The sequence below is a fragment of the Microbacterium ginsengiterrae genome, assembly GCF_014205075.1.
Lineage (GTDB): Bacteria > Actinomycetota > Actinomycetes > Actinomycetales > Microbacteriaceae > Microbacterium > Microbacterium ginsengiterrae.
The window spans coordinates 2239243-2257505 of record NZ_JACHMU010000001.1 but is presented as its reverse complement, the minus strand read 5'-3'; the positions used below and the strand labels follow the sequence as shown (position 1 = coordinate 2257505).

The window sequence follows — 18263 nt, the reverse complement described above, 5'->3', positions numbered from 1 at the left end:
CCTCCTCGTGCGAGGCTGCCGGACAGGCAAAGACAAAAGTGACCTCTTTCGCTGATCTCGACATCGATCAGGACATCATCGACGCGCTCGCTTCGAAGGGCATCGTCGACGCGTTCCCCATCCAGGAGCAGACCATCCCGCTCGGCCTTCCCGGCCAGGACATCATCGGCCAGGCCAAGACCGGTACCGGCAAGACGTTCGGCTTCGGCATCCCCGTCGTCCAGCGCCTCGGCAAGGACCCGGAACCCGGCGTCAAGGCGCTCATCGTCGTTCCGACCCGTGAGCTGGCCGTGCAGGTGTACGAGGACATCGACCTGCTCACCAGCAACCGCTCCACCAGCGTCGTCGCCATCTACGGCGGCAAGGCCTATGAGGGGCAGATCGACCAGCTCAAGGCCGGCGCGCAGATCGTCGTCGGCACGCCGGGCCGCCTCATCGACCTCGCAGGTCAGCGCCTGCTCGACCTCTCCCACGCGACCGAGGTCGTGCTGGACGAGGCGGACAAGATGCTCGACCTCGGATTCCTCGCCGACATCGAGAAGATCTTCCAGAAGGTTCCCGCCGTCCGTCACACGCAGCTGTTCTCGGCGACCATGCCCGGCCCGATCGTCGCGCTGGCCCGTCGGTTCATGTCGAACCCGATCCACATCCGCGCCAACGACCCCGACGAGGGCCTCACGCAGGCGAACATCAAGCACCTCGTCTACCGTGCCCACTCGCTCGACAAGGACGAGGTCATCGCGCGCATCCTCCAGGCGGAGGGCCGCGGCAAGACCGTGATCTTCACCCGCACCAAGCGTGCAGCGCAGCGCCTCGTCGACGAGCTGAGCGACCGCGGCTTCAACGTCGGCGGCGTGCACGGCGACATGGGCCAGGAGCAGCGTGAGCGGTCGATGGCCGCCTTCAAGGCCGGCAAGCGCGACGTCCTCGTCGCCACGGACGTCGCCGCGCGCGGCATCGACGTCGACGACGTCACCCACGTCATCAACCACACGATCCCCGATGAGGACAAGACGTACCTGCACCGGGCAGGACGAACCGGTCGCGCCGGCAAGACCGGCATCGCCGTGACCTTCGTCGACTGGGAGGACCTGCACAAGTGGGCCCTCATCAACCGGGCGCTCGAGTTCGGCCAGCCCGAGCCCGTCGAGACGTACTCCTCAAGCCCGCACCTGTACACCGACCTCAACATCCCCGAGGGCACCAAGGGACGACTGACGACGGCGCCGAAGGCTGAGAAGCCGGCGTCCGAGCGTCGCCAGCGTCAGCCCCAGAAGGCCGCAGAGGTCGCCGCGGAGGGCACGGACGAGGGCACCACCCGCCGTCGCCGTCGCCGCCGCCGCAGCTCCCAGGGCGAGAAGGTCGGATCGACGTTCACCGAGGACGGCGGCTCGTCGCCCTCGACCGCCACCGGCACGACCCCGACCGTCGACCGCGACGCCGAGGGTGCAGGCACCCACGACGGAGACGCGACGCGCGAGCACCGCGACGGAAAGCCCGCGCCGCAGCGTCGCCGCCGTCGTCGTCGCTCCGGTGGTGCGGCGCCGACCGGCGCCTGATCTTCACCGCCGCGCCGCGCTCAGGCGTGGCGCGGCGGTGTCCCTGTCGCCCTGGCGATGATGCGCGCCACCATCTCGGTGGACGTCGTGTTCTCGCCGGGGCGATTCGGCTTTCCCGCCCCGTGATAGTCGCTGGATCCGGTGACGATGAGGTCGTGGGCGTCGGCGAGGCGATGGAGCATCTTCTTGCCCTGCTCGGTGTTCTCCCGGTGATCGATCTCGAACCCGCCGAGACCTGCCGCGATGAGCTCCTCGATGAACGCCACCGGCATCATCCGGTCGCGTCCCGCCGTCACGGGGTGCGCGATGATCGCCACTCCCCCCGCCCCGGTGATGAGCTGAACGGCCGTGAGCGGATCGGGAGCGTAGTGCGGCTCGTAGTACCCCTCGCGGGGGTGCAGGATGCCGTCGAACGCCTCGGCGCGGTCGCCGACGATGCCACGCGCCACGAGCGCGTCGGCGATGTGCGGGCGCCCGACCGTCGCATCCGTCGTCGTCTGGGCGAGCACGTCGGCCCAGGACAGGTCGTAGTCGCGGCCGATGTTGCGGACGATGCGCTCCGCCCGGCCCACCCGGTCCTCGCGGATCCGGTCGGTCTCGGCGCGCAGCGCGGCATCCTCGGGGTCGAACAGGTAGCCCAGCACGTGGACGCTGCGCCAGTGGTGCTTCGCGGACAGCTCCATGCCGGGGAGGAACGTCATGCCGAGGGATGCGGCGGCCTCCCCCGCCTCACCCCATCCGGTGGTGCGGTCGTGGTCGGTCAGCGCAAGCGTGCGGATGCCGTGCGCGTGCGCCTGCCGGACGACCTCAGCCGGGCTCTCGGTCCCGTCGGAGTGGTTCGAATGCATGTGCAGGTCGGCGGGGCCCGCGAAGTTCTGCACATCGGTCATGTTTCGAGACTAGCGCCGCGATCTCGCGAGGGCGCGGCGGCGTCGCGGCAGGTGATTCACAGCGTGCGCCCCTAGGCTCATAGCGATGTTTCGACTGTTCGGGGTCCTCCTCACCGTGCTCTTCGCGATCGCGTCGGCGATCGTCGTGTGGCCGCAGTTCTTCCAGCTCGAGCAGACCTTCCCGTTCGCGCAACTGGTCGCCGTGCGCGGGGTGGTGCTCGCCGCGTTCCTCGCGATCGCGCTGCTGTCGCTGCTGCTTCTTCTTGCCCGACCGCTGCGCGGCTTCGCGGCATCCATCCTCATCGTGGCGCTGCTCGGCGCCGCGGCGACCGGAGCGATCGGCGTGATGCGCGGGTTCGGCTCGGGGGCACTGCCCGCTCCCACGGACTCGAGCGTGCGGGTGCTCACCTGGAACACAGCAGGCGAAGCCGTCTCCGCAGAGACCATCGCCGACGCCATCCTCGCCAATGAGGTCGACGTGGTGACCCTCCCGGAGACGGCGGAGTCCGTCGGCGAGCGCATCGCGGTCATGCTGCGCGATCAGGGGCATCCGATGTGGGTGCACCACGTGCAGTTCGGCAACGTCGAGAACGGCCCGCAGGCGTGGGAGACGACCATCCTCATCTCCCCCGACCTCGGCGACTACTCCGTGATCGCCTCGTCCGAGGACGGCTCCAGCAACACCAGCTCGGTGCCCAGTGCCGTGGTCATGCCGGTGAACGGGTCGGGCCCCACCATCGTCGCGGTGCACGCCGTGGCTCCGCGCGTCGAGGCGATGGACCGCTGGCAGTCCGATCTCAACTGGATCGCCGACCAGTGCCCGGCCGACGGCGACTTCATCCTCGCCGGTGACTTCAACGCGACGCTCGACCACATGGCCGCTCTCGGTCTCGGCGGCGGCGACATGGGCTACTGCCTCGACGCGGCATCCCGAACGGGCACCGGGCTCACCGGCACCTGGCCGGCGGAGTATCCGGAGCTCCTCGGCGCACCGATCGACCACATCATGGCGAGTGGGAACTGGAACCCCACCGGCTCGCTGGTGTTGGACGCCGCCGGGTCCGACCACCGCGCGCTCGTCGTGCAGCTCGAGCCCGCCGGCTGAGCAGCCGCCGCCCTGCCGCCGCCCTGCCGCTGCCGCTGCCGCTGCTGCTGCTGCTGCTGCGGGCATAACTCCGGAGAATCCGGCCGAACAGGCACCACTGCGCCCGAGAATCCGCGGAACGCGCGAGAAACTCCGGAGTTGTGACCGGAGTCGCGGACGGCGGAACCCCTCAGAGGCGATCAGTCGGCGCGCGCGCCGCTGCCCTGCCGTCTCCGCATCCGCCGCACGAGAGCGAGCACGGCGCGCCAGCCGATGAGGAAGGCCGCGAGCGTGAGTGCGGTGACGATGACGAACGGCAGCGCCGTGCCCTGCCCGCTGATCCAGCGCAGCAGCAGCCCGAGGACGACGGTGACCGCCCAGACGAACACGCCCGGCAGCACGCGGTCGGCCTGCGTCCGCCGCCACAGCAGGACGGCGTGGGCGATCAGGGTGGCCAGCAGGAACGGCCAGGCGGTGTTCGCGAGCCCCGGCAGATCGCCGAGGATGCCCTCGGCATGCGAGAGGCGCCCGATGACGCAGAACACCGCCACCAGCACGAGATCGATGAGGATCACCACATTCCCCAGCCTACGCAGGAGTGAGAGACTGGATGGATGAGCACCGCAGACAACGAGACGATCGAAGAAGCCCCCGTCACGAACCGCAAGCAGCCGTTCCCCCGCGGATTCCTCGACACGATCTCGACCGGATGGGCCGAGCGCCCCGAGTCGCTGCCCGCCGCGCGCCCCCAGGCGGCTTACGCCGCCGCCCGTCGTGCCGCGGTCTCCGCCGCCTTCCCCGGCAAGCGGCTGGTGATCGAGGCGGGGTCGCTCAAGCAGCGCAGCAACGACACGGACTACCCGTTCCGTGCGCACTCGGCGTTCGCCCACCTCACCGGCTGGGCCGCCGACAGCGAGCCGGACTCCGTGCTCGTGTTCGAGCCGACCGACGGCGGCCACGATGTGACCCTGCACTTCCGGGAGCGCGCGGACCGCACCACCACCGAGTTCTACGCCGACGCCACGGTCGGCGAGTTCTGGATCGGCCCGCGTCCTTCGCTGGCCGGAGTCGCCGCGGACCTCGACGTCGCCACCGACCATCTCGCCGCCTTCACCGCGTCCGACGATGACGTGACGCTCGCCGATCCCGACCTCGCACGTTTCGTGTCGGAGCTGCGTCTGGTCAAGGACGAGTACGAGATCGCCGAGATGCGCCGCGCCGTCGAGATCACCGCGCGCGGGTTCGACGACATCATCCGCGCCCTGCCGGAGGCGGCGCAGCACGCACGCGGAGAGCGCGTGGTCGAGGGTGTCTTCCACCGGAGGGCGCGCGAGGACGGCAACGGCGAGGGATACGACACGATCTCCGCGTCCGGCCCGCATGCCTGCTACCTGCACTGGACGCGCAACGACGGCGCGGTGATCCCCGGCGATCTCATCCTCGTCGACGCGGGTGTCGAGGCCGACAGCCTGTACACCGCGGACATCACCCGCACGCTGCCGGTGAACGGCACGTTCACCGAGGTGCAGCGACGCGTGTACGACACCGTCCTCGAGGCGGCGGATGCGGCGTTCGCTGCGGCCAGGCCCGGTGTGCGGTTCCGTGAGGTGCACGAGGCCGCCATGGCCGTGATCGCGAAGCGCACCGCCGAATGGGGTCTGCTTCCCGTGAGCGCCGATGAGGCCCTGGATGCCGATGCCGGTGGGCAGCACCGCCGGTACATGGTCCACGGCACCTCCCACCACCTCGGCATCGATGTGCACGACTGCGCACAGGCGCGTCGCGAGATGTACTACGACGGCGTGCTGGAGCCCGGCATGGTGTTCACGATCGAGCCCGGGCTCTACTTCCAGATCGACGACCTGACCGTCCCGGAGGAGCTCCGAGGGATCGGTGTGCGCATCGAGGACGACATCCTCATGACCGAGGACGGCCCGGTGAACCTCTCCGCCGACATCCCCCGCACTGCCGACGAGGTCGAGGCGTGGATCGCCCGCGGACCTCAGGTGTGAGCAGGCCGACGAGCCTCGTGCGCCGGCTGTTCTGGACCGGCTTCGCCGCGTACTCCGCCGCCGCGGCGTGGGCGGAGTACGTGCACTGGCGATCGAGCTGGAGCTCGCTGGGAACCTCGCAGTCGCCGGCACCGGCGGGGGCGACCGAGGCCGTCCTGGTTCTCGGCTACGGCAACCGCGGCGAACGGGCGAACTACGTCAACCGCTATCGCGTCCGCGCCGGAATCCGCTCGTTGGACCGGGCCGCCGACAGCACCCTCGTGATGTGCGGCGGGACGGTGGAGGGTGACACCCCTGAGGCCGTCATCATGGAGCGGTATGCGCGCGAGGAGCTCGATTACACCGGGCGGATCGTACTCGAGCCGGACAGCCGGTCGACGTGGGAGAACATCGAGAACGCGATCGATCTCATCGAGGACGCCGAGGTGATCAAGATCGTCTCGAACTCACCGCACGCCGAGGTCGCACGGGAGTACCTGTGGCAGCAGCGGCCCGACCTCGCCGAGCGCCTGGTGCGTGCCGACGAGCACCGGTTCGGGGAGATCGTGCCGATGAAGATCGGCGCAGCGCTGCGCCTGCTGCTGTTCCGCTGGCAGCACCGCTGAGTCCGAGCTTCGGGCGGCCCTGGCCCCTCAGCGCGATGCGGTGAAGGCGTCAACGATGGGGGCAAGTGACGCGCCGACCTCGTCGGCCGGGCGCTTGGCGCCCTTGACCTCGAAGGAGTGCCCGCCGCCCTCGACCCACTCGATGCGGGCATCCTGGCAGGTCGCGACGACCTCCTCGAGTTGTGAGACGGGCTGCACGAACGGGTCGGCGGTCCCCTCGACGAACAGTTGCGGTGCGGCGATCGCCGGCAGGTGCGCCGCACGGAGCTTCTCGGGCGAACCGGGGGGATGCAGCGGGTAACCGAGGTAGATCAGTCCGTCCACCTCGAGCCCTTCGGCCACGGCCATCGATGCCATGCGGCCGCCGTAGGACTTCCCCGCGGCCCACACCGGGCCCGCGGGTTCTCGTCCGCGGACATGGGCGACGGCGGCATGCCACGTCGCGATCGCGTGCGCTGCCGGCCCCGGCATCCGCCTCCCCTGCTCGCGGTAGGGGAAGTTGAACCGCAGCGTCGAGAATCCGACGGTGTTCAGCGCCTCGGTGAAGCCGACCAGGAAGGGGTGTTCCATCCCCGCACCTGCGCCGTGCGCGACGATCACCGCGCCGCGCCCGTCACCGGGTGTCCACGCCGTGGTGACCTCGACTGCTCCTCGCGGGAGTGCGACCGTGAGGGTCATGCGCGCACGAACGGGATCGCGAACGGCACCCGCATCACTCGACCGCCGTACGACCGGACCGTCCCGACGACCACGATGACGATGTGCGTGAGCGCCAGCACCACCGTCAGTCCGAACGGAACAGCGGCGGAGAGGAGGCCGCTTGCGTCGTCACCGGGCACCGCCCAGATGTTCCGGAAGAAGTACGCCAGGAACAGTGCCCACGAAAGGCAGAAGTACGTCAGGCCCCAGTTCGCCGCATGACGGCCATTCTCCTTCGCGAGGGCCCCGCGCTTGGCGGACGCACCGTACGACAACGCCATGGCTGCACCGGCGATCGTGCCGTTGAGGAACGGCACGGGCACGAGGACGAAGAACCCGAGCGCCCAGGAGAGCGTGCCGGTGGGGGGCGTCGCGGACGACCCGTATGGCGGCTGAGGACTCTGCGCGGCCCGGCCCTGCATCGGGTGCGGCGCCGGGTGCGGCGGCAGTGCGTGTCCCCCGCGCGTCTCCGCTCCGCCCGAGAGACGGGGCGGCAGAGCGTGCGTCCCGACTGCCGGATGCTGCGCGTAGGCCTGCGGTGCGGCGGTGTACGGCGTCTGCGTGCTCATGGTGTCTCCTCGGCGCGCGTCAGGCTGAGTACGGTCAGGGACGCGTGTCGTCGTCGCGCGGTTCCGCCTCGGCGGCGTCTGCGTCGCCTGCGTCCTCGGCCGGTGCCGTCGGCGCGTCCTGCCCCACCCGCTCGCCGTACTGGGGGCCCGGTGCGGCGGGGCGCGGCGGGATCATGTGACCCGCAGGGGTCTGCGCTGCCGGGTCGGTCCCCGGAGCGATCCGCTCGCCGTAGCGCGGCGGTTCGGTGAGGTCGGCCGGAGGGCGCACGACCTTGGTGCGCGCCGAGACGCCCAGTGCGTCGCGGGCCTTGGCCAAGGATGCGGCCATGACGGTGACGTCGTAGTGGTCGGCGGCCAGTTGCGTGACGCTGGCGAAGTCACGGCGGCGGCGGACGATCGCGTACGTCACGAGGCTGAGGATCATGCCGAGCGCGACGCCGATGAACACGAAACCGACGAAGAGCTGGATGGGTGCGTCGGGGTTCCCGATGACGAGGATCGCCGAGAGGAGCAGCCCGATGAGCACGCCGTTGATCGCTCCGGAACGGGCCGCCGCCGCATAGCCGAGGCGCCCGGTGACCCGCTCGATCGTGCGCACGCCCTGGCCGACGATCGCGATGTCGCGGGCGGGGACCTCGGCGGAGATCAGCGTCGAGACCGCCTTCTGCGCGGCCTCGTAATCACGGACCGTCGTGACGGTCTCACCGACGGGCGCGCCCGTGGCCGGACGGTTCAACATGCTCATGCCTCCATTGTTCCATGCGGGCCCGCCCGCAGCCCGAGACGGCGGCCCCGCGGACTACGCTGGGAGCGTGAGCACACAACGGGTATTCGTCGCGCGCCTGGCAGGTTGCGCCGTCTTCGATCCCGTCGGCGACCGGCTCGGCAAGGTCCGGGATGTCGTCGTCGTGTATCGAAGTACGGCCTCGCCCCGCGTGATCGGTCTCGTGGTGGAGATCCCCGGCCGCCGCCATGTGTTCATGTCGATCGGCCGTGTGACCTCGATCCGCGCCGGCCAGGTGCTCACGACCGGGCTCATCAACGTGCGCCGCTTCCAGCCCCGCCCCGGCGAGGTCCGCGTCCTCTCGGAGCTGCTCGGCCGCAGGGTCGAGCTCGCCGACGGGAGCGGCAGTGCGGTCATCGAGGACGTCGCGATCGAGCCGAACCGGCTGGGCGACTGGGACGTCAGTCAGCTCTTCCTCCGCAAGCCCAAGACGAGCGCCTCGCCCTTCGCGAAGGGTCCGACGACGTTCGCCGTGTGGAACGAGGTCGTCGAGAAGCGCGCGCCCGGTGAATCGCAATCCGCCGAGCAGCTCGTCGCGTCGTACTCGGAGTTGCACGCCGCCGACCTGGCGACGACACTCCTGGACCTTCCCCAGCAGCGCCTGATCGAGGTCGCGGAGGAGCTCTCCGACGACCGGCTCGCCGACGCGCTCGAGGAGATGCCGGAGGAGGATCAGGTCCACATCCTCGACGGCCTCGGCGACGAACGCGCCGCCGACATCCTCGACCACATGGAGCCGGACGACGCAGCCGACCTCCTCGCCCAGTTGCCGAAGAAGCGACTCGAACAGCTCCTTGACCTCATGGAGCCGGAGGAGGCGGAGGACGTCCGCACGCTGCTCAGCTACGCCCCCGACACCGCCGGTGGTCTCATGACGACCGAGCCGATCATCCTGTCCGCCGACGCGACCGTGGCAGAGGCGCTCGCGCTGATCCGTCGGCACGAGATGCATCCGGCCCTCGCCGCCGCGGTCTTCGTCACCCTGCCGCCCTTCGAGACCCCGACCGGTCGCCTCCTCGGCGTGGTGCATTTCCAGCGGATGCTGCGCTACCCGCCGCACGAGCGCCTCGGCGCGATCGTGGACGAGACGATGGAGCCGATCTCGGTATCGGCATCCGCCGCAGAGACCGCCCGTCTGCTCGCCAGCTACGACCTCGTGTCGCTCCCCGTTGTCGACGCGGCCGGGCGCCTGGTCGGAGTGGTGAGCATCGACGACGTCCTCGACTACCTGCTGCCCGACGACTGGCGCACCCATGACGCCGACGACTCCCTCACCCAGGGAGGTGCACGATGATGGCCCGCAACGACCGCTCAGGCCTGGATGCTCCGCTCGGACGCGGAACGACGCGCCCTCGGACGCCGCAGTCCCGCGATCGGTTCGGCCGCTTCACCGAGTGGGTGGCGCGCGCCATGGGAACGCCCATCTTCCTGGCGCTTCTCACCCTGTTCTGCGCGCTGTGGATGTTCTACACGGTGCTCGCCGAGGCGAACGGCTGGTGGCGCTTCGACTCCGCAGCGCTCGGCTTCACCGCGCTGACCCTCATCCTCTCCCTCCAGGCGTCCTACGCCGCCCCGCTCATCCTGCTCGCACAGAACCGGCAGGACGACCGGGACCGGGTGCAGATCGAGCAGGATCGTCAGCGCGCCGAGCGCAACCTCGCCGACACCGAGTACCTGGCGAGGGAGATCGTCGCACTGCGCATGTCCCTGGAGGAGCGCAATGCCCAGGCGGTGACGCGTGACGTGCTGCGGCAGGAGCTGCGGGCCCTGCTGGCCGACCTGGACGACGACCAGGACGGGGACGCCACGGATACCCGGACGGGGCCGATCCCGACCCGGCCGCGCCTCCCACGACCGTGAGCCTCGTCGATCGCGTCCGCCAGGCCGTCGCCTCGGTGACGGACCCTGAGCTGCGCCGCCCGATCGGCGAGCTCGACATGGTGCGCGAGATCTCCGTCGACGGCGGCGCGGCATCAGTGGGGATCGCGCTGACGATCGTCGGATGCCCCGCAGCCAACCGGATCGAGAGCGACGTGCGCCGCGCCGCGGCATCCGTGGCGGGCATCGATGACGTCTCCGTCGATGTCGGGGTGATGACGCCGGCCGAGCGCCGCGCGCTCACCGAGAAGCTGCGGGACGGACGCCCGGCACGGCAGATGCCGTTCGGTCCCGACTCGCTCACCAGGGTGATCCTCGTCTCCAGCGGCAAGGGCGGAGTGGGCAAGTCGACGCTCACGGCGAATCTCGCCGTCTCCCTCGCGTCGCGGGGACTGGCGGTCGGACTCGTCGACGCCGATGTGCACGGGTTCTCGATCCCGGGGCTGCTCGGCATCCCCGCAGGAACGCAGCCCACACGGATCGACGACCTCATGCTGCCGCCGGTCGCACACGGAGTGAAGACGATCTCGATCGGGATGTTCCTGCGCGACAGTGAGGCGGTCGTCGCCTGGCGCGGGCCGATGCTGCACAGGACCGTCCAGCAGTTCCTCACGGATGTGTTCTTCGGGGACCTCGACGTCCTCCTCATCGACATGCCTCCCGGCACCGGGGACATCGCGATCTCGATCGGTCAGATCCTTCCGCACGCCGAGGTGATCGTGGTGACCACGCCGCAGTCCGCGGCATCCGACGTCGCCATCCGCAGTGGACTGGTCGCCCGCCAGACCGGCCAGCGGGTCATCGGCGTCGTCGAGAACATGGCGGCGTTCACTCTCCCCGACGGCACGACCATGGACCTGTTCGGTTCCGGCGGAGGGACCGAGGTCGCCGCCGCGCTCTCGCAGGCGAACGACGAGGTCCCGCTTCTGGCATCCGTTCCGCTGAGTCCCGCGCTGCGTGCGGGCGGGGACGCCGGCATCCCGGTCGTGGTCGGACAACCAGACGACTCCGCCGCTCGCGCCATCACCACCCTGGCGGACCGCCTCGTCGGGCGCGGACGCGGACTCTCCGGCAGACCATTGCCGATGTCCGTCGCGCGTCATGACGCGAACGAGTCGTGAAAGACTCGACCGGTGGCCCCTGAACCTTCCTCCCGCCCCGTCACCGTCGACGCGGAGATGATCCGCCTCGTCTCGTGGGATGTCCTCATCTACACGCTCACGCGACCCCTGGCGGTGATCGCGTACACGACCCTTGTCGCGGCGTTCGCCGTCAACGTGGTCGTCCTCACCCTGATCGGTACGGCCGACGAGGAACGCAGCAGCACGCTGACGATCACGATGCTCGCCATCGCCGCACTCGCGGTCGCGTCCGTCGTCTTCACGCGCGCATCCGTCCGACGGGCGATCAGCACAGCGATGCCGGCGGGGACCTCGATGCGCGTGGAAGTGGGCGAGAAGTCGGTGAAGCTCGTCTCCACCCGCGGCGTCTCCGACATGGCGTACTCGACGTTCCGGTCCGTGCGCGTCGGCAAGCACGCCGCCGTCCTGCAGCTGGTCGGCTCGTCCGCCGTCACGGCGATCCCCCGCGCGTTGCTCAGCGACGCCGATGTCGCCGTGCTGAAGGCGAAGATCTGACCGGGCTCAGGTCGCCTCGAGGTCGAACGGCGGCGGGGAGTCGCGGGTGAACTCCGGCCGCAGCCGAGGCGGACGCCTCGACGGGCCGTCGGTCGGCACCGTCGGCACGTCGGCGGGTGTCTGAGCGGCCTTCGTGGCGGTGGCGGTGGTCGTCGCGGCGGCGACGTCCTCCAGAAGGGCATCTCTGATGATCCGCCGCGGGTCGTACTGACGGGGATCGAGCTTGCGCCAGTCGACGTCATCGATCTCCGGACCGAGCTCGTCGCGCATCCTCGTCTTGGTGTCGCGAAGGTACTCGCCGGCCTTGCGCACGAACCGCGCGAAGCTCTCGGCCGCCTTCGGCAGACGCTCCGGACCGATGATGATCGCAGCGATCACTCCGATGAGAAGCAGCTTCTCGAAGGTCAGGCCGAAATCCATGTACACAGGCTACCCGCCGCGCCTGCGAGCGATGACCGTGACAGCGCAATACCCTGGAGACGGCAGGTCGAGGAGAAGACATGAGCGAGAACGACGCGAACGCACGGTACATCCGCGAGGCGGTCATCGAACCGACGGCGATCGCGCGTGCACGCACGCACGCACGCGAGCTGGGGGTGTCCTCGGTGAGCGCCGCGGTGGGGGCGCAACTCGCGGTGCTCGCCGCGACGACCGCAGCGCGGTCGATCGTCGAGATCGGCACGGGAACCGGCGTCTCCGGCCTGTGGATGCTGCGCGGAGCCCCGCAGGCGGTGCTCACCTCGATCGACAACGAGCCGGAGCACCTCGCCGCCGCTCGGCGCAGCTTCGCCGAGGCGAAGGTGCCCTCCACGCGTGCACGTTTCATCACCGGACGCGCAGCGGACGTGCTCCCCCGCATGAACGAGAGCGCCTACGACATCGTGCTCGTGGATGCCGACCCGGAGAACGTGATCGAGTACGTCGAGCACGGCCTCCGTCTGGTGCGCACCGGCGGCGTCGTCGCCGTGCCCCGTGTCCTCGCCGGCGGCAAGGCGGCTGATCCCGTCCAGCGGGATGACGTGACCCGCGCCTACCGGTCGCTGATCCAAGAGACGCAGGAGTCGCCGGCCGTGCTCGCCGCGATCTCCACTGCGGGCGAGGGGCTCCTGCAGCTCGTCAGCGTCCGCACCGACTGAGCGGACCGCGCACGACGAGGACGGTTGCGGCCTCCGGAGACGACGAAGGGCGGCGGATCCGAGGATCCACCGCCCGTGATGTCGGAGCGTCAGCTCACGACGCCGGAAAGCACGTCGTGCAGTTCCTTCGCCTCTTCATCGTTGACTGAGACGACGAGACGACCGCCGCCTTCGAGCGGAACCCGCACGATGATGAGTCGTCCCTCCTTCACGGCCTCCATCGGCCCGTCTCCGGTCCTCGGCTTCATCGCTGCCATCGTGGCTCCCTTTCCCTCGGTGGTATGCATCAAGTTTATCGGTAGACTTCCGCCCCGGTCGCCGCCAGGCCACACGGCCTCGTCGCCGGTCACGGCACCTGCCAGAAGCTGCTCCCCTGGGCGTACATCTGGTCGATCCACATCCACTGCCCCGCCACGCACACCAGCAGGACGGCGAGGCGGTACCACCGGGACCGCGGCACGGCGAGCGCACCGGTCAGCGGCGCCAGCGGAAGCAGGAGCCGGAACGTGCTCGACTGGGGGAAGAACACCGCCAGCAGGTACAGCAGGTAGCTCGCACTCCACAACCGCAGGTCGGCACCGAGGCGCCGCACGGGAGCCGCGAACAGTGCCGCCGCAGCCGCGAGCACGAGGAGGCCGAGGGCGACGGGCCCCCACGAGGGCGGCATCCCCCAGTGCCCGAACCAGAACTGCGACGCCTGCACCCACCCCTCGAACGGGATGAACGGCCCGTCCGCGACGCCCCAGTTCCGACGCCAGGCGAGTTCCGTCGCGAGATACGCACCGGGATCGCCCGTGACGATCCCGGCGATGACCTGCCATGAGAGACCGGTCGCGGCCGCGAGGAGTCCGAGCGCGACGATGTGGACGATCTCGCGGCCGGGCAGCGGATCCCGGCACCGTCCGGCCCAGCGCATGATCCCGTACAGAGCGAGGTACAGAGAGAAGGCGAGCACTCCGGGCCGCGTGAAGGCCATCACGGGGATGAGGAGGTACAGCCAGCCGTATCGGCGGCGCGCGACGAGATCGAGCGCGACCAGCAGGAGCAGGAGGAACAGCGTCTCCGCGTACCCCACCTGGAACAGTGCGGCCAGCGGACCCCAGGCGAAGAAGACCACGGCCCACATCGCCGCCGATGTCCCGATGCGCCCCCGCAGCAGCCGGTGGAGCGCCACGCAGGCGAGGTATCCGGCGGCCAGCGAGATCAGCAGCGCCCCGCCACCCCACGAGCCGAACGGGAGTCCGACGATCTGCGCGGCGTACGCGTAGACCGGCATGAACGCCCAGGCGTTCTCGGCGACGGCCCCCGACGGTGTCAGCGGCAGGACAGACGGATACCCCTCCCACGCGACCAGCCAGTACCACTGGGCGTCCCAACCGACCACGAAGCTCCCAATGGTCGCATCCGCGCCGAACCGGGAACCCGGCCCCGACCGCTCGGCGGCGAGCAGGAGGAACACCGTGGTGACCACCCGGGCGCTGAGATAGACGAAGGCGATCCGCACGAGCAGCGGAGTGCGCGCCAGGTGGCGCGCCGCGCGGATCACTGCGCGGTGAGCCACGCCCGCAGACCCTGCTCGACGGCCTCGATCTGCGCGAGCGGGACGCGCTCCTCATCGTGGTGTGCGAGGTGGGGGTCACCGGGTCCGTAGTTCACCGCGGGGATGCCGAGAGCACTGAACCGCGCGACATCCGTCCAGCCGTACTTGGGCCGCGGGACGGCGCCCACCGCGGCGACGAACTGTTGCGCGATCGGGGCATCGAGCCCGGGGCGCGCCCCGTCTGCGGCATCGGTGATCTCGACGTCGAAGCCCTCGAGGACACCGCGCAGATGCGTCTCGGCGGCCGCTGCATCCTTGTTGGGAGCGAAGCGGTAGTTGACCTCGACCTCGCACAGATCCGGGATGACGTTGCCGGCGACCCCACCGGAGATGCGCACAGCGCTCATGCTCTCGCGGTACGCGAGCCCCTCCACGTGCACCTCTTTGGCGCGGTACTCGGCGAGGCGGCGGAGGATCGGTGCGGCCGCGTGGATCGCGTTCTCGCCGATCCACGCCCGCGCGCTGTGCGCGCGTACGCCATGGGTGCGGACGATCGCACGCAGGGTGCCGTTGCAGCCGCCCTCCACCTGACCGTCCGACGGCTCTCCGAGGATCGCGAAGTCCGCGGCGAAGAGATCGGGGCGATCGATCGAGAGCAGGCGGAGGCCGTTGAGGGATGCCGCGACCTCCTCGTTGTCGTACCACATCCAGGTGATGTCCACCGCTGGGCCGACGAGTTCGACCGCGAGCTTGAGCTGCACGGCCACACCGCCCTTCATGTCGACGGTGCCTCGTCCCCACAGGTGCGCGACGCCGTCGATGTCGACGAATCTGGTCGGGACGTTGTCGTTGATCGGGACGGTGTCGATGTGGCCGGCGATGACGACGCGCTGCGCCCTGCCGAGGTTCGTCCTGGCGACGACCGTGTTCCCGTGCCGGATGACCTCGAGATGCGGGAGCGGGGCGACGACGGCTTCGATCGCATCGGCGAGCGCGTTCTCGTCACCGGAGACACTCGGAATGTCGCAGATCGCACGGGTGAGTTCCACGGCGGACACGGTCGGATCGAGCAGCATGCGTCCAGCCTATGACCTCGCACTCGCCACTGCCCCTTGTGATGTCTCACGGCGTCGGACGGCACGCAGGATTCGATAGCGTTGAGGCATGAACAACGCGCGCACGGTGTCCGGTGTCGGCCTCACGACGATCGCGAGCGACGGAACCGTGCTCGACGCGTGGTACCCGCGCGTGTTCGACGGCCCGATCCCCGAGGGCGAGACCACGGATTCCCTGTCGGATCTCACCGGCGGCGACGACCGCCGCAACGTGACGATCAAGGCGATCAGCCTGCAGATCGACCTCGACGAGGCACCGGCCTCGACCGCGGACGCCTACCTCCGTCTGCACGCGCTCTCGCACCTGATCGTGCGGCCGAACGCGCTGAATCTCGACGGCATCTTCGGCCACCTCCCCAACGTCGCGTGGACCAACGCCGGCCCGATGCACCCGGATGACGCGGCGCGGCTGCAGCCGCACCTGCGCCGGCACGGCATCCAGGTGCAGGGCCTGGACAAGTTCCCCCGTCTCACCGACTACGTCCAGCCCGCCGGTGTCCGCATCGCGGATGCTGCGCGCGTGCGCCTCGGGGCGCACCTCTCCCCCGGCACCACGGTGATGCATGAGGGCTTCGTCAACTTCAACGCCGGCACCCTCGGTGCCTCGATGGTCGAAGGTCGCATCTCCCAGGGCGTCGTGGTGGGCGCCGGCAGCGACATCGGCGGTGGCGCCTCGATCATGGGCACGCTCTCGGGCGGCGGGACGGTGCGGGTCTCGATCGGCGAGCGCACGCTGCTCGGCGCGAACTCCGGCCTCGGCATCGCCCTGGGCGACGACTGCATCCTCGAGGCCGGTGTCTACATCACAGCGGGATCGAAGGTCGTCCTCGTCGACGGCCCCCGCACCGCAGACGGCGGCCGGCCCGTCGTGAAGGCGGCGGAGCTGAGCGGAGCGGACGGTCTGCTCTTCTGGCGGAACTCCGTCACCGGGGCGATCGAGGCGAAGCAGCGCGCGGGCGTCGGCGTGACGCTGAACGAGGCGCTGCACGCCTGATCCACCGGAGAACGCGCCGCCCGCCCCACGCTCAGGGTCGGCGTGTGGTGCTCTGCTAGGCTTGCAGGGTTGCCCGACATCGGGCCACTGCGTCGTCGACACGGGGTCCTCACGGACCGAAGCGAGCAGGACTGCTCCTCCACCAGTTGGCGTTTCGAACGGCGAACCTCTGCGCACTTCCTGTGCGCGGTCGCCCACCCCCTAGCCGCGCGTGAACTGTCACGCGCTCACGGAGTATCTCAATGCCCAGTTTCCTTGATCTCGGCGTGCCCGCACGCCTCGCCGACGTGCTCGCCGCGGACGGCAAGACCGAAGCCTTCGCCATCCAGCGCGACACGCTTCCCGACTCCCTCGCCGGCCGCGACCTCCTCGGCCGCGGCCGCACCGGCAGCGGCAAGACCATCGCCTTCGCCCTTCCGCTGGTCGCTCGGCTGAGCGCCTCGCAGAAGCGCACCCGTGCACAGCACCCCCGTGGCCTCGTCCTCGCCCCCACGCGTGAACTGGCCACGCAGATCGCCGCCACCGTCGCCCCGCTCGCCGAGGCCGCAGGGCTCCGCGTCACCACGATCTTCGGCGGTGTCAGCCAGCGCCCGCAGGAGCAGGCGCTGCGCAGCGGCGTCGACATCGTCGTGGCCTGCCCCGGTCGCCTGGAAGACCTCATGAAGCAGAAGCTCGTCTCCCTCGACTCCGTCGAGGTGGCCGTGCTCGACGAGGCCGATCACATGGCCGACCTCGGGTTCCTCCCCGGCGTCACCCGGATCCTCGCCGCCACCCCGACCGGTGGCCAGCGGCTGCTGTTCAGCGCCACGCTCGACCGCGGCATCGACTCGCTCGCCAAGCGCTTCCTCTCCAATCCGGTCAGCCACGAGGTCGACGAAGCCAGCGTCCCCGTCGGCGAGATGACCCACCGGGTTCTGGTGACCACGTCGACCGAGCACAAGACGGTGCTCGTCCGTGAGCTCGCCTCCGGCACCGGTCGCCGCATCCTGTTCACCAGGACGAAGCACCAGGCGAAGAAGCTCGCCAAGCAGCTCACCGCCGCCGGCATCCCGGCGGTGGACCTGCACGGCAACCTGTCGCAGAACGCCCGTGAGCGCAACCTCAGCGCGTTCTCCGCGGACCCGGCGGACGGCGGCGTCCGCGTGCTGGTGGCGACCGATGTCGCCGCGCGCGGAGTACACGTCGACAACGTCGACCTCGTCGTCCACGTCGACCCGCCGATGGAGCACAAGGCCTATCTCCACCGCTCCGGTCGCACCGCTCGCGCCGGTGCCGCAGGCACGGTCGTCACCGTCGTGCTCCCCGAACAGCGTCGCGATGTGAAGGACCTGCTCCGCAAGGCGCAGATCTCCGCAGAGCTCGAGGCCGTCAACGCGGGAATCGTCGACGAACTCGTCGGAGAGCGCGCAGCACACGTCAAGCCGGTACCGGTGCAGGCGCAGCAGCAGCAGCGCCAGCAGCCGAAGAAGCCGCGCCAGCCGCAGCAGGGCGGCACGCCCGCTGCAGGCTCCCCCGCCCGCCGTCGCCGTCGCCCGCAGGGCCATGGCGGCCAGGGCCAGAGCGCGCAGGGCCAGCCCGCCGCGCAGGGTCAGCGCTCCGGCGGTCAGCAGCGCACTGGCCTGCAGGTCGGACAGCGCGTCGACACCCGGCGCCCGCGTCGCGCGCAGGGCGGCGGCTCCAACGCTCGCTGATCACCGCCCTTCGGGCCTCTGATCGCACGAGAAAGCCCCGGATGTCCTCTCGGACGTCCGGGGCTTTCCC

20 protein-coding genes are annotated in these 18263 nt (G+C 70.2%); 11 read left to right on the top strand and 9 right to left on the bottom strand.

All coding sequences use genetic code 11. The annotated features are described in order from the left end of the window. The first annotated feature begins 38 nt into the window (after positions 1–38). Positions 39–1559, top strand: a complete 1521-nt coding sequence (locus HD600_RS11015; RefSeq protein WP_144795617.1) for a DEAD/DEAH box helicase — start codon at positions 39–41, stop codon at positions 1557–1559. A gap of 20 nt (positions 1560–1579) precedes the next feature. On the opposite strand, the gene HD600_RS11010 is transcribed toward HD600_RS11015, so the two are convergent. Then, positions 1580–2449 (bottom strand): PHP domain-containing protein, encoded by an 870-nt coding sequence (locus HD600_RS11010; RefSeq protein WP_184283669.1) that lies wholly within the window; start codon positions 2447–2449, stop codon positions 1580–1582. A gap of 85 nt (positions 2450–2534) precedes the next feature. Here HD600_RS11010 and HD600_RS11005 point away from each other — a divergent pair, with 85 nt between their 5' ends. Further along, positions 2535–3554, top strand: coding sequence for an endonuclease/exonuclease/phosphatase family protein (locus tag HD600_RS11005; RefSeq protein WP_184283667.1), 1020 nt, complete (start codon positions 2535–2537; stop codon positions 3552–3554). Positions 3555–3733: 179 nt separating this feature from the next. On the opposite strand, the gene HD600_RS11000 is transcribed toward HD600_RS11005, so the two are convergent. Continuing rightward, a complete protein-coding gene (locus HD600_RS11000) occupies positions 3734–4111 on the bottom strand; it encodes a DUF3054 domain-containing protein (RefSeq protein ID WP_338402221.1) in 378 nt (125 codons plus the stop codon). A 36-nt stretch (positions 4112–4147) separates the two neighbouring features. Here HD600_RS11000 and HD600_RS10995 point away from each other — a divergent pair, with 36 nt between their 5' ends. Beyond that, the gene (locus HD600_RS10995; RefSeq protein WP_144795620.1) at positions 4148–5545 is read left to right on the top strand and encodes an aminopeptidase P family protein; all 1398 of its coding nucleotides are present in this window, start codon (positions 4148–4150) and stop codon (positions 5543–5545) included. Continuing rightward, on the top strand, positions 5542–6150 hold the full coding sequence (locus tag HD600_RS10990) for a YdcF family protein (protein ID WP_338402220.1): 609 nt from the start codon (positions 5542–5544) through the stop codon (positions 6148–6150). Before HD600_RS10995 ends, HD600_RS10990 begins: the two co-directional genes overlap by 4 nt. Positions 6151–6177: 27 nt before the next feature. Here HD600_RS10990 and HD600_RS10985 read toward each other — a convergent pair whose 3' ends face one another. The 3 genes from HD600_RS10985 to HD600_RS10975 are packed head-to-tail and all read right to left on the bottom strand — an operon-like array spanning position 6178 to position 8163. Next, positions 6178–6828 carry an alpha/beta hydrolase family protein gene (locus HD600_RS10985; RefSeq protein WP_184283665.1) on the bottom strand — a complete coding sequence of 217 codons (651 nt, stop codon included), beginning with the start codon at positions 6826–6828 and terminating at the stop codon, positions 6178–6180. Beyond that, positions 6825–7418, bottom strand: a complete 594-nt coding sequence (locus HD600_RS10980) for a magnetosome magnetite crystal formation protein family (RefSeq protein ID WP_184283663.1) — start codon at positions 7416–7418, stop codon at positions 6825–6827. The genes HD600_RS10985 and HD600_RS10980 overlap by 4 nt, the downstream gene beginning before the upstream one ends. Positions 7419–7452: 34 nt before the next feature. After that, on the bottom strand, positions 7453–8163 hold the full coding sequence (locus HD600_RS10975; RefSeq protein ID WP_422120159.1) for a YflT domain-containing protein: 711 nt from the start codon (positions 8161–8163) through the stop codon (positions 7453–7455). Positions 8164–8230: 67 nt separating this feature from the next. Here HD600_RS10975 and HD600_RS10970 point away from each other — a divergent pair, with 67 nt between their 5' ends. From HD600_RS10970 to HD600_RS10955, 4 genes are read left to right on the top strand one after another with little or no spacing between them, the layout of a single operon-like run. Next, a complete protein-coding gene (locus tag HD600_RS10970) occupies positions 8231–9496 on the top strand; it encodes a magnesium transporter MgtE N-terminal domain-containing protein (protein WP_184283661.1) in 1266 nt (421 codons plus the stop codon). After that, positions 9496–10062, top strand: coding sequence for a DUF1003 domain-containing protein (locus tag HD600_RS10965; protein ID WP_184284825.1), 567 nt, complete (start codon positions 9496–9498; stop codon positions 10060–10062). The genes HD600_RS10970 and HD600_RS10965 overlap by 1 nt, the downstream gene beginning before the upstream one ends. Next, entirely contained in the window at positions 10059–11201 is a 1143-nt protein-coding gene (locus HD600_RS10960; protein ID WP_184283659.1) for a P-loop NTPase, read from the top strand. Before HD600_RS10965 ends, HD600_RS10960 begins: the two co-directional genes overlap by 4 nt. Positions 11202–11213: 12 nt before the next feature. Then, the gene (locus HD600_RS10955; RefSeq protein ID WP_184283657.1) at positions 11214–11717 is read left to right on the top strand and encodes a hypothetical protein; all 504 of its coding nucleotides are present in this window, start codon (positions 11214–11216) and stop codon (positions 11715–11717) included. A 6-nt stretch (positions 11718–11723) separates the two neighbouring features. Here the strand turns inward: HD600_RS10955 and HD600_RS10950 are convergent, their stop codons facing one another. Further along, the gene (locus HD600_RS10950; protein WP_184283655.1) at positions 11724–12137 is read right to left on the bottom strand and encodes a twin-arginine translocase TatA/TatE family subunit; all 414 of its coding nucleotides are present in this window, start codon (positions 12135–12137) and stop codon (positions 11724–11726) included. 80 nt (positions 12138–12217) lie between these two features. Here HD600_RS10950 and HD600_RS10945 point away from each other — a divergent pair, with 80 nt between their 5' ends. Then, a complete protein-coding gene (locus HD600_RS10945; protein ID WP_184283653.1) occupies positions 12218–12853 on the top strand; it encodes an O-methyltransferase in 636 nt (211 codons plus the stop codon). 89 nt (positions 12854–12942) lie between these two features. Here HD600_RS10945 and HD600_RS10940 read toward each other — a convergent pair whose 3' ends face one another. The 3 genes from HD600_RS10940 to dapE form a co-directional block, all read right to left on the bottom strand. Further along, positions 12943–13110, bottom strand: a complete 168-nt coding sequence (locus HD600_RS10940) for a DUF3117 domain-containing protein (protein ID WP_144795628.1) — start codon at positions 13108–13110, stop codon at positions 12943–12945. 89 nt (positions 13111–13199) lie between these two features. Continuing rightward, the gene (locus HD600_RS10935; protein ID WP_184283651.1) at positions 13200–14414 is read right to left on the bottom strand and encodes a hypothetical protein; all 1215 of its coding nucleotides are present in this window, start codon (positions 14412–14414) and stop codon (positions 13200–13202) included. Next, positions 14396–15469, bottom strand: a complete 1074-nt coding sequence (dapE, locus tag HD600_RS10930) for a succinyl-diaminopimelate desuccinylase (RefSeq protein WP_184283649.1) — start codon at positions 15467–15469, stop codon at positions 14396–14398. The genes HD600_RS10935 and dapE overlap by 19 nt, the downstream gene beginning before the upstream one ends. Positions 15470–15557: 88 nt before the next feature. On the opposite strand from dapE, the gene dapD reads away from it, so the two are divergent. Both dapD and HD600_RS10920 read left to right on the top strand, forming a co-directional pair. Further along, a complete protein-coding gene (gene dapD / locus HD600_RS10925; protein ID WP_144795631.1) occupies positions 15558–16502 on the top strand; it encodes a 2,3,4,5-tetrahydropyridine-2,6-dicarboxylate N-succinyltransferase in 945 nt (314 codons plus the stop codon). Positions 16503–16744: 242 nt separating this feature from the next. Next, complete coding sequence (locus HD600_RS10920) at positions 16745–18193, top strand: DEAD/DEAH box helicase (protein WP_184283647.1); 1449 nt, start codon at positions 16745–16747, stop codon at positions 18191–18193. Positions 18194–18263 lie beyond the last annotated feature (70 nt).

What these genes read in the sequence shown, in the direction of transcription:
- HD600_RS11010 (WP_184283669.1), bottom strand. Translation starts at nt 2,449, where the DNA reads ATGACCGATGTGCAGAACTTCGCGGGCCCCGCCGACCTGCACATGCAT.
- HD600_RS11005 (WP_184283667.1), top strand. Translation starts at nt 2,535, where the DNA reads ATGTTTCGACTGTTCGGGGTCCTCCTCACCGTGCTCTTCGCGATCGCG.
- HD600_RS10995 (WP_144795620.1), top strand. Translation starts at nt 4,148, where the DNA reads ATGAGCACCGCAGACAACGAGACGATCGAAGAAGCCCCCGTCACGAAC.
- HD600_RS10985 (WP_184283665.1), bottom strand. Translation starts at nt 6,828, where the DNA reads ATGACCCTCACGGTCGCACTCCCGCGAGGAGCAGTCGAGGTCACCACG.
- HD600_RS10980 (WP_184283663.1), bottom strand. Translation starts at nt 7,418, where the DNA reads ATGAGCACGCAGACGCCGTACACCGCCGCACCGCAGGCCTACGCGCAG.
- HD600_RS10975 (WP_422120159.1), bottom strand. Translation starts at nt 8,163, where the DNA reads ATGAGCATGTTGAACCGTCCGGCCACGGGCGCGCCCGTCGGTGAGACC.
- HD600_RS10965 (WP_184284825.1), top strand. Translation starts at nt 9,496, where the DNA reads ATGGCCCGCAACGACCGCTCAGGCCTGGATGCTCCGCTCGGACGCGGA.
- HD600_RS10950 (WP_184283655.1), bottom strand. Translation starts at nt 12,137, where the DNA reads ATGGATTTCGGCCTGACCTTCGAGAAGCTGCTTCTCATCGGAGTGATC.
- HD600_RS10945 (WP_184283653.1), top strand. Translation starts at nt 12,218, where the DNA reads ATGAGCGAGAACGACGCGAACGCACGGTACATCCGCGAGGCGGTCATC.
- HD600_RS10940 (WP_144795628.1), bottom strand. Translation starts at nt 13,110, where the DNA reads ATGGCAGCGATGAAGCCGAGGACCGGAGACGGGCCGATGGAGGCCGTG.
- dapE (WP_184283649.1), bottom strand. Translation starts at nt 15,469, where the DNA reads ATGCTGCTCGATCCGACCGTGTCCGCCGTGGAACTCACCCGTGCGATC.
- dapD (WP_144795631.1), top strand. Translation starts at nt 15,558, where the DNA reads ATGAACAACGCGCGCACGGTGTCCGGTGTCGGCCTCACGACGATCGCG.
- HD600_RS10920 (WP_184283647.1), top strand. Translation starts at nt 16,745, where the DNA reads ATGCCCAGTTTCCTTGATCTCGGCGTGCCCGCACGCCTCGCCGACGTG.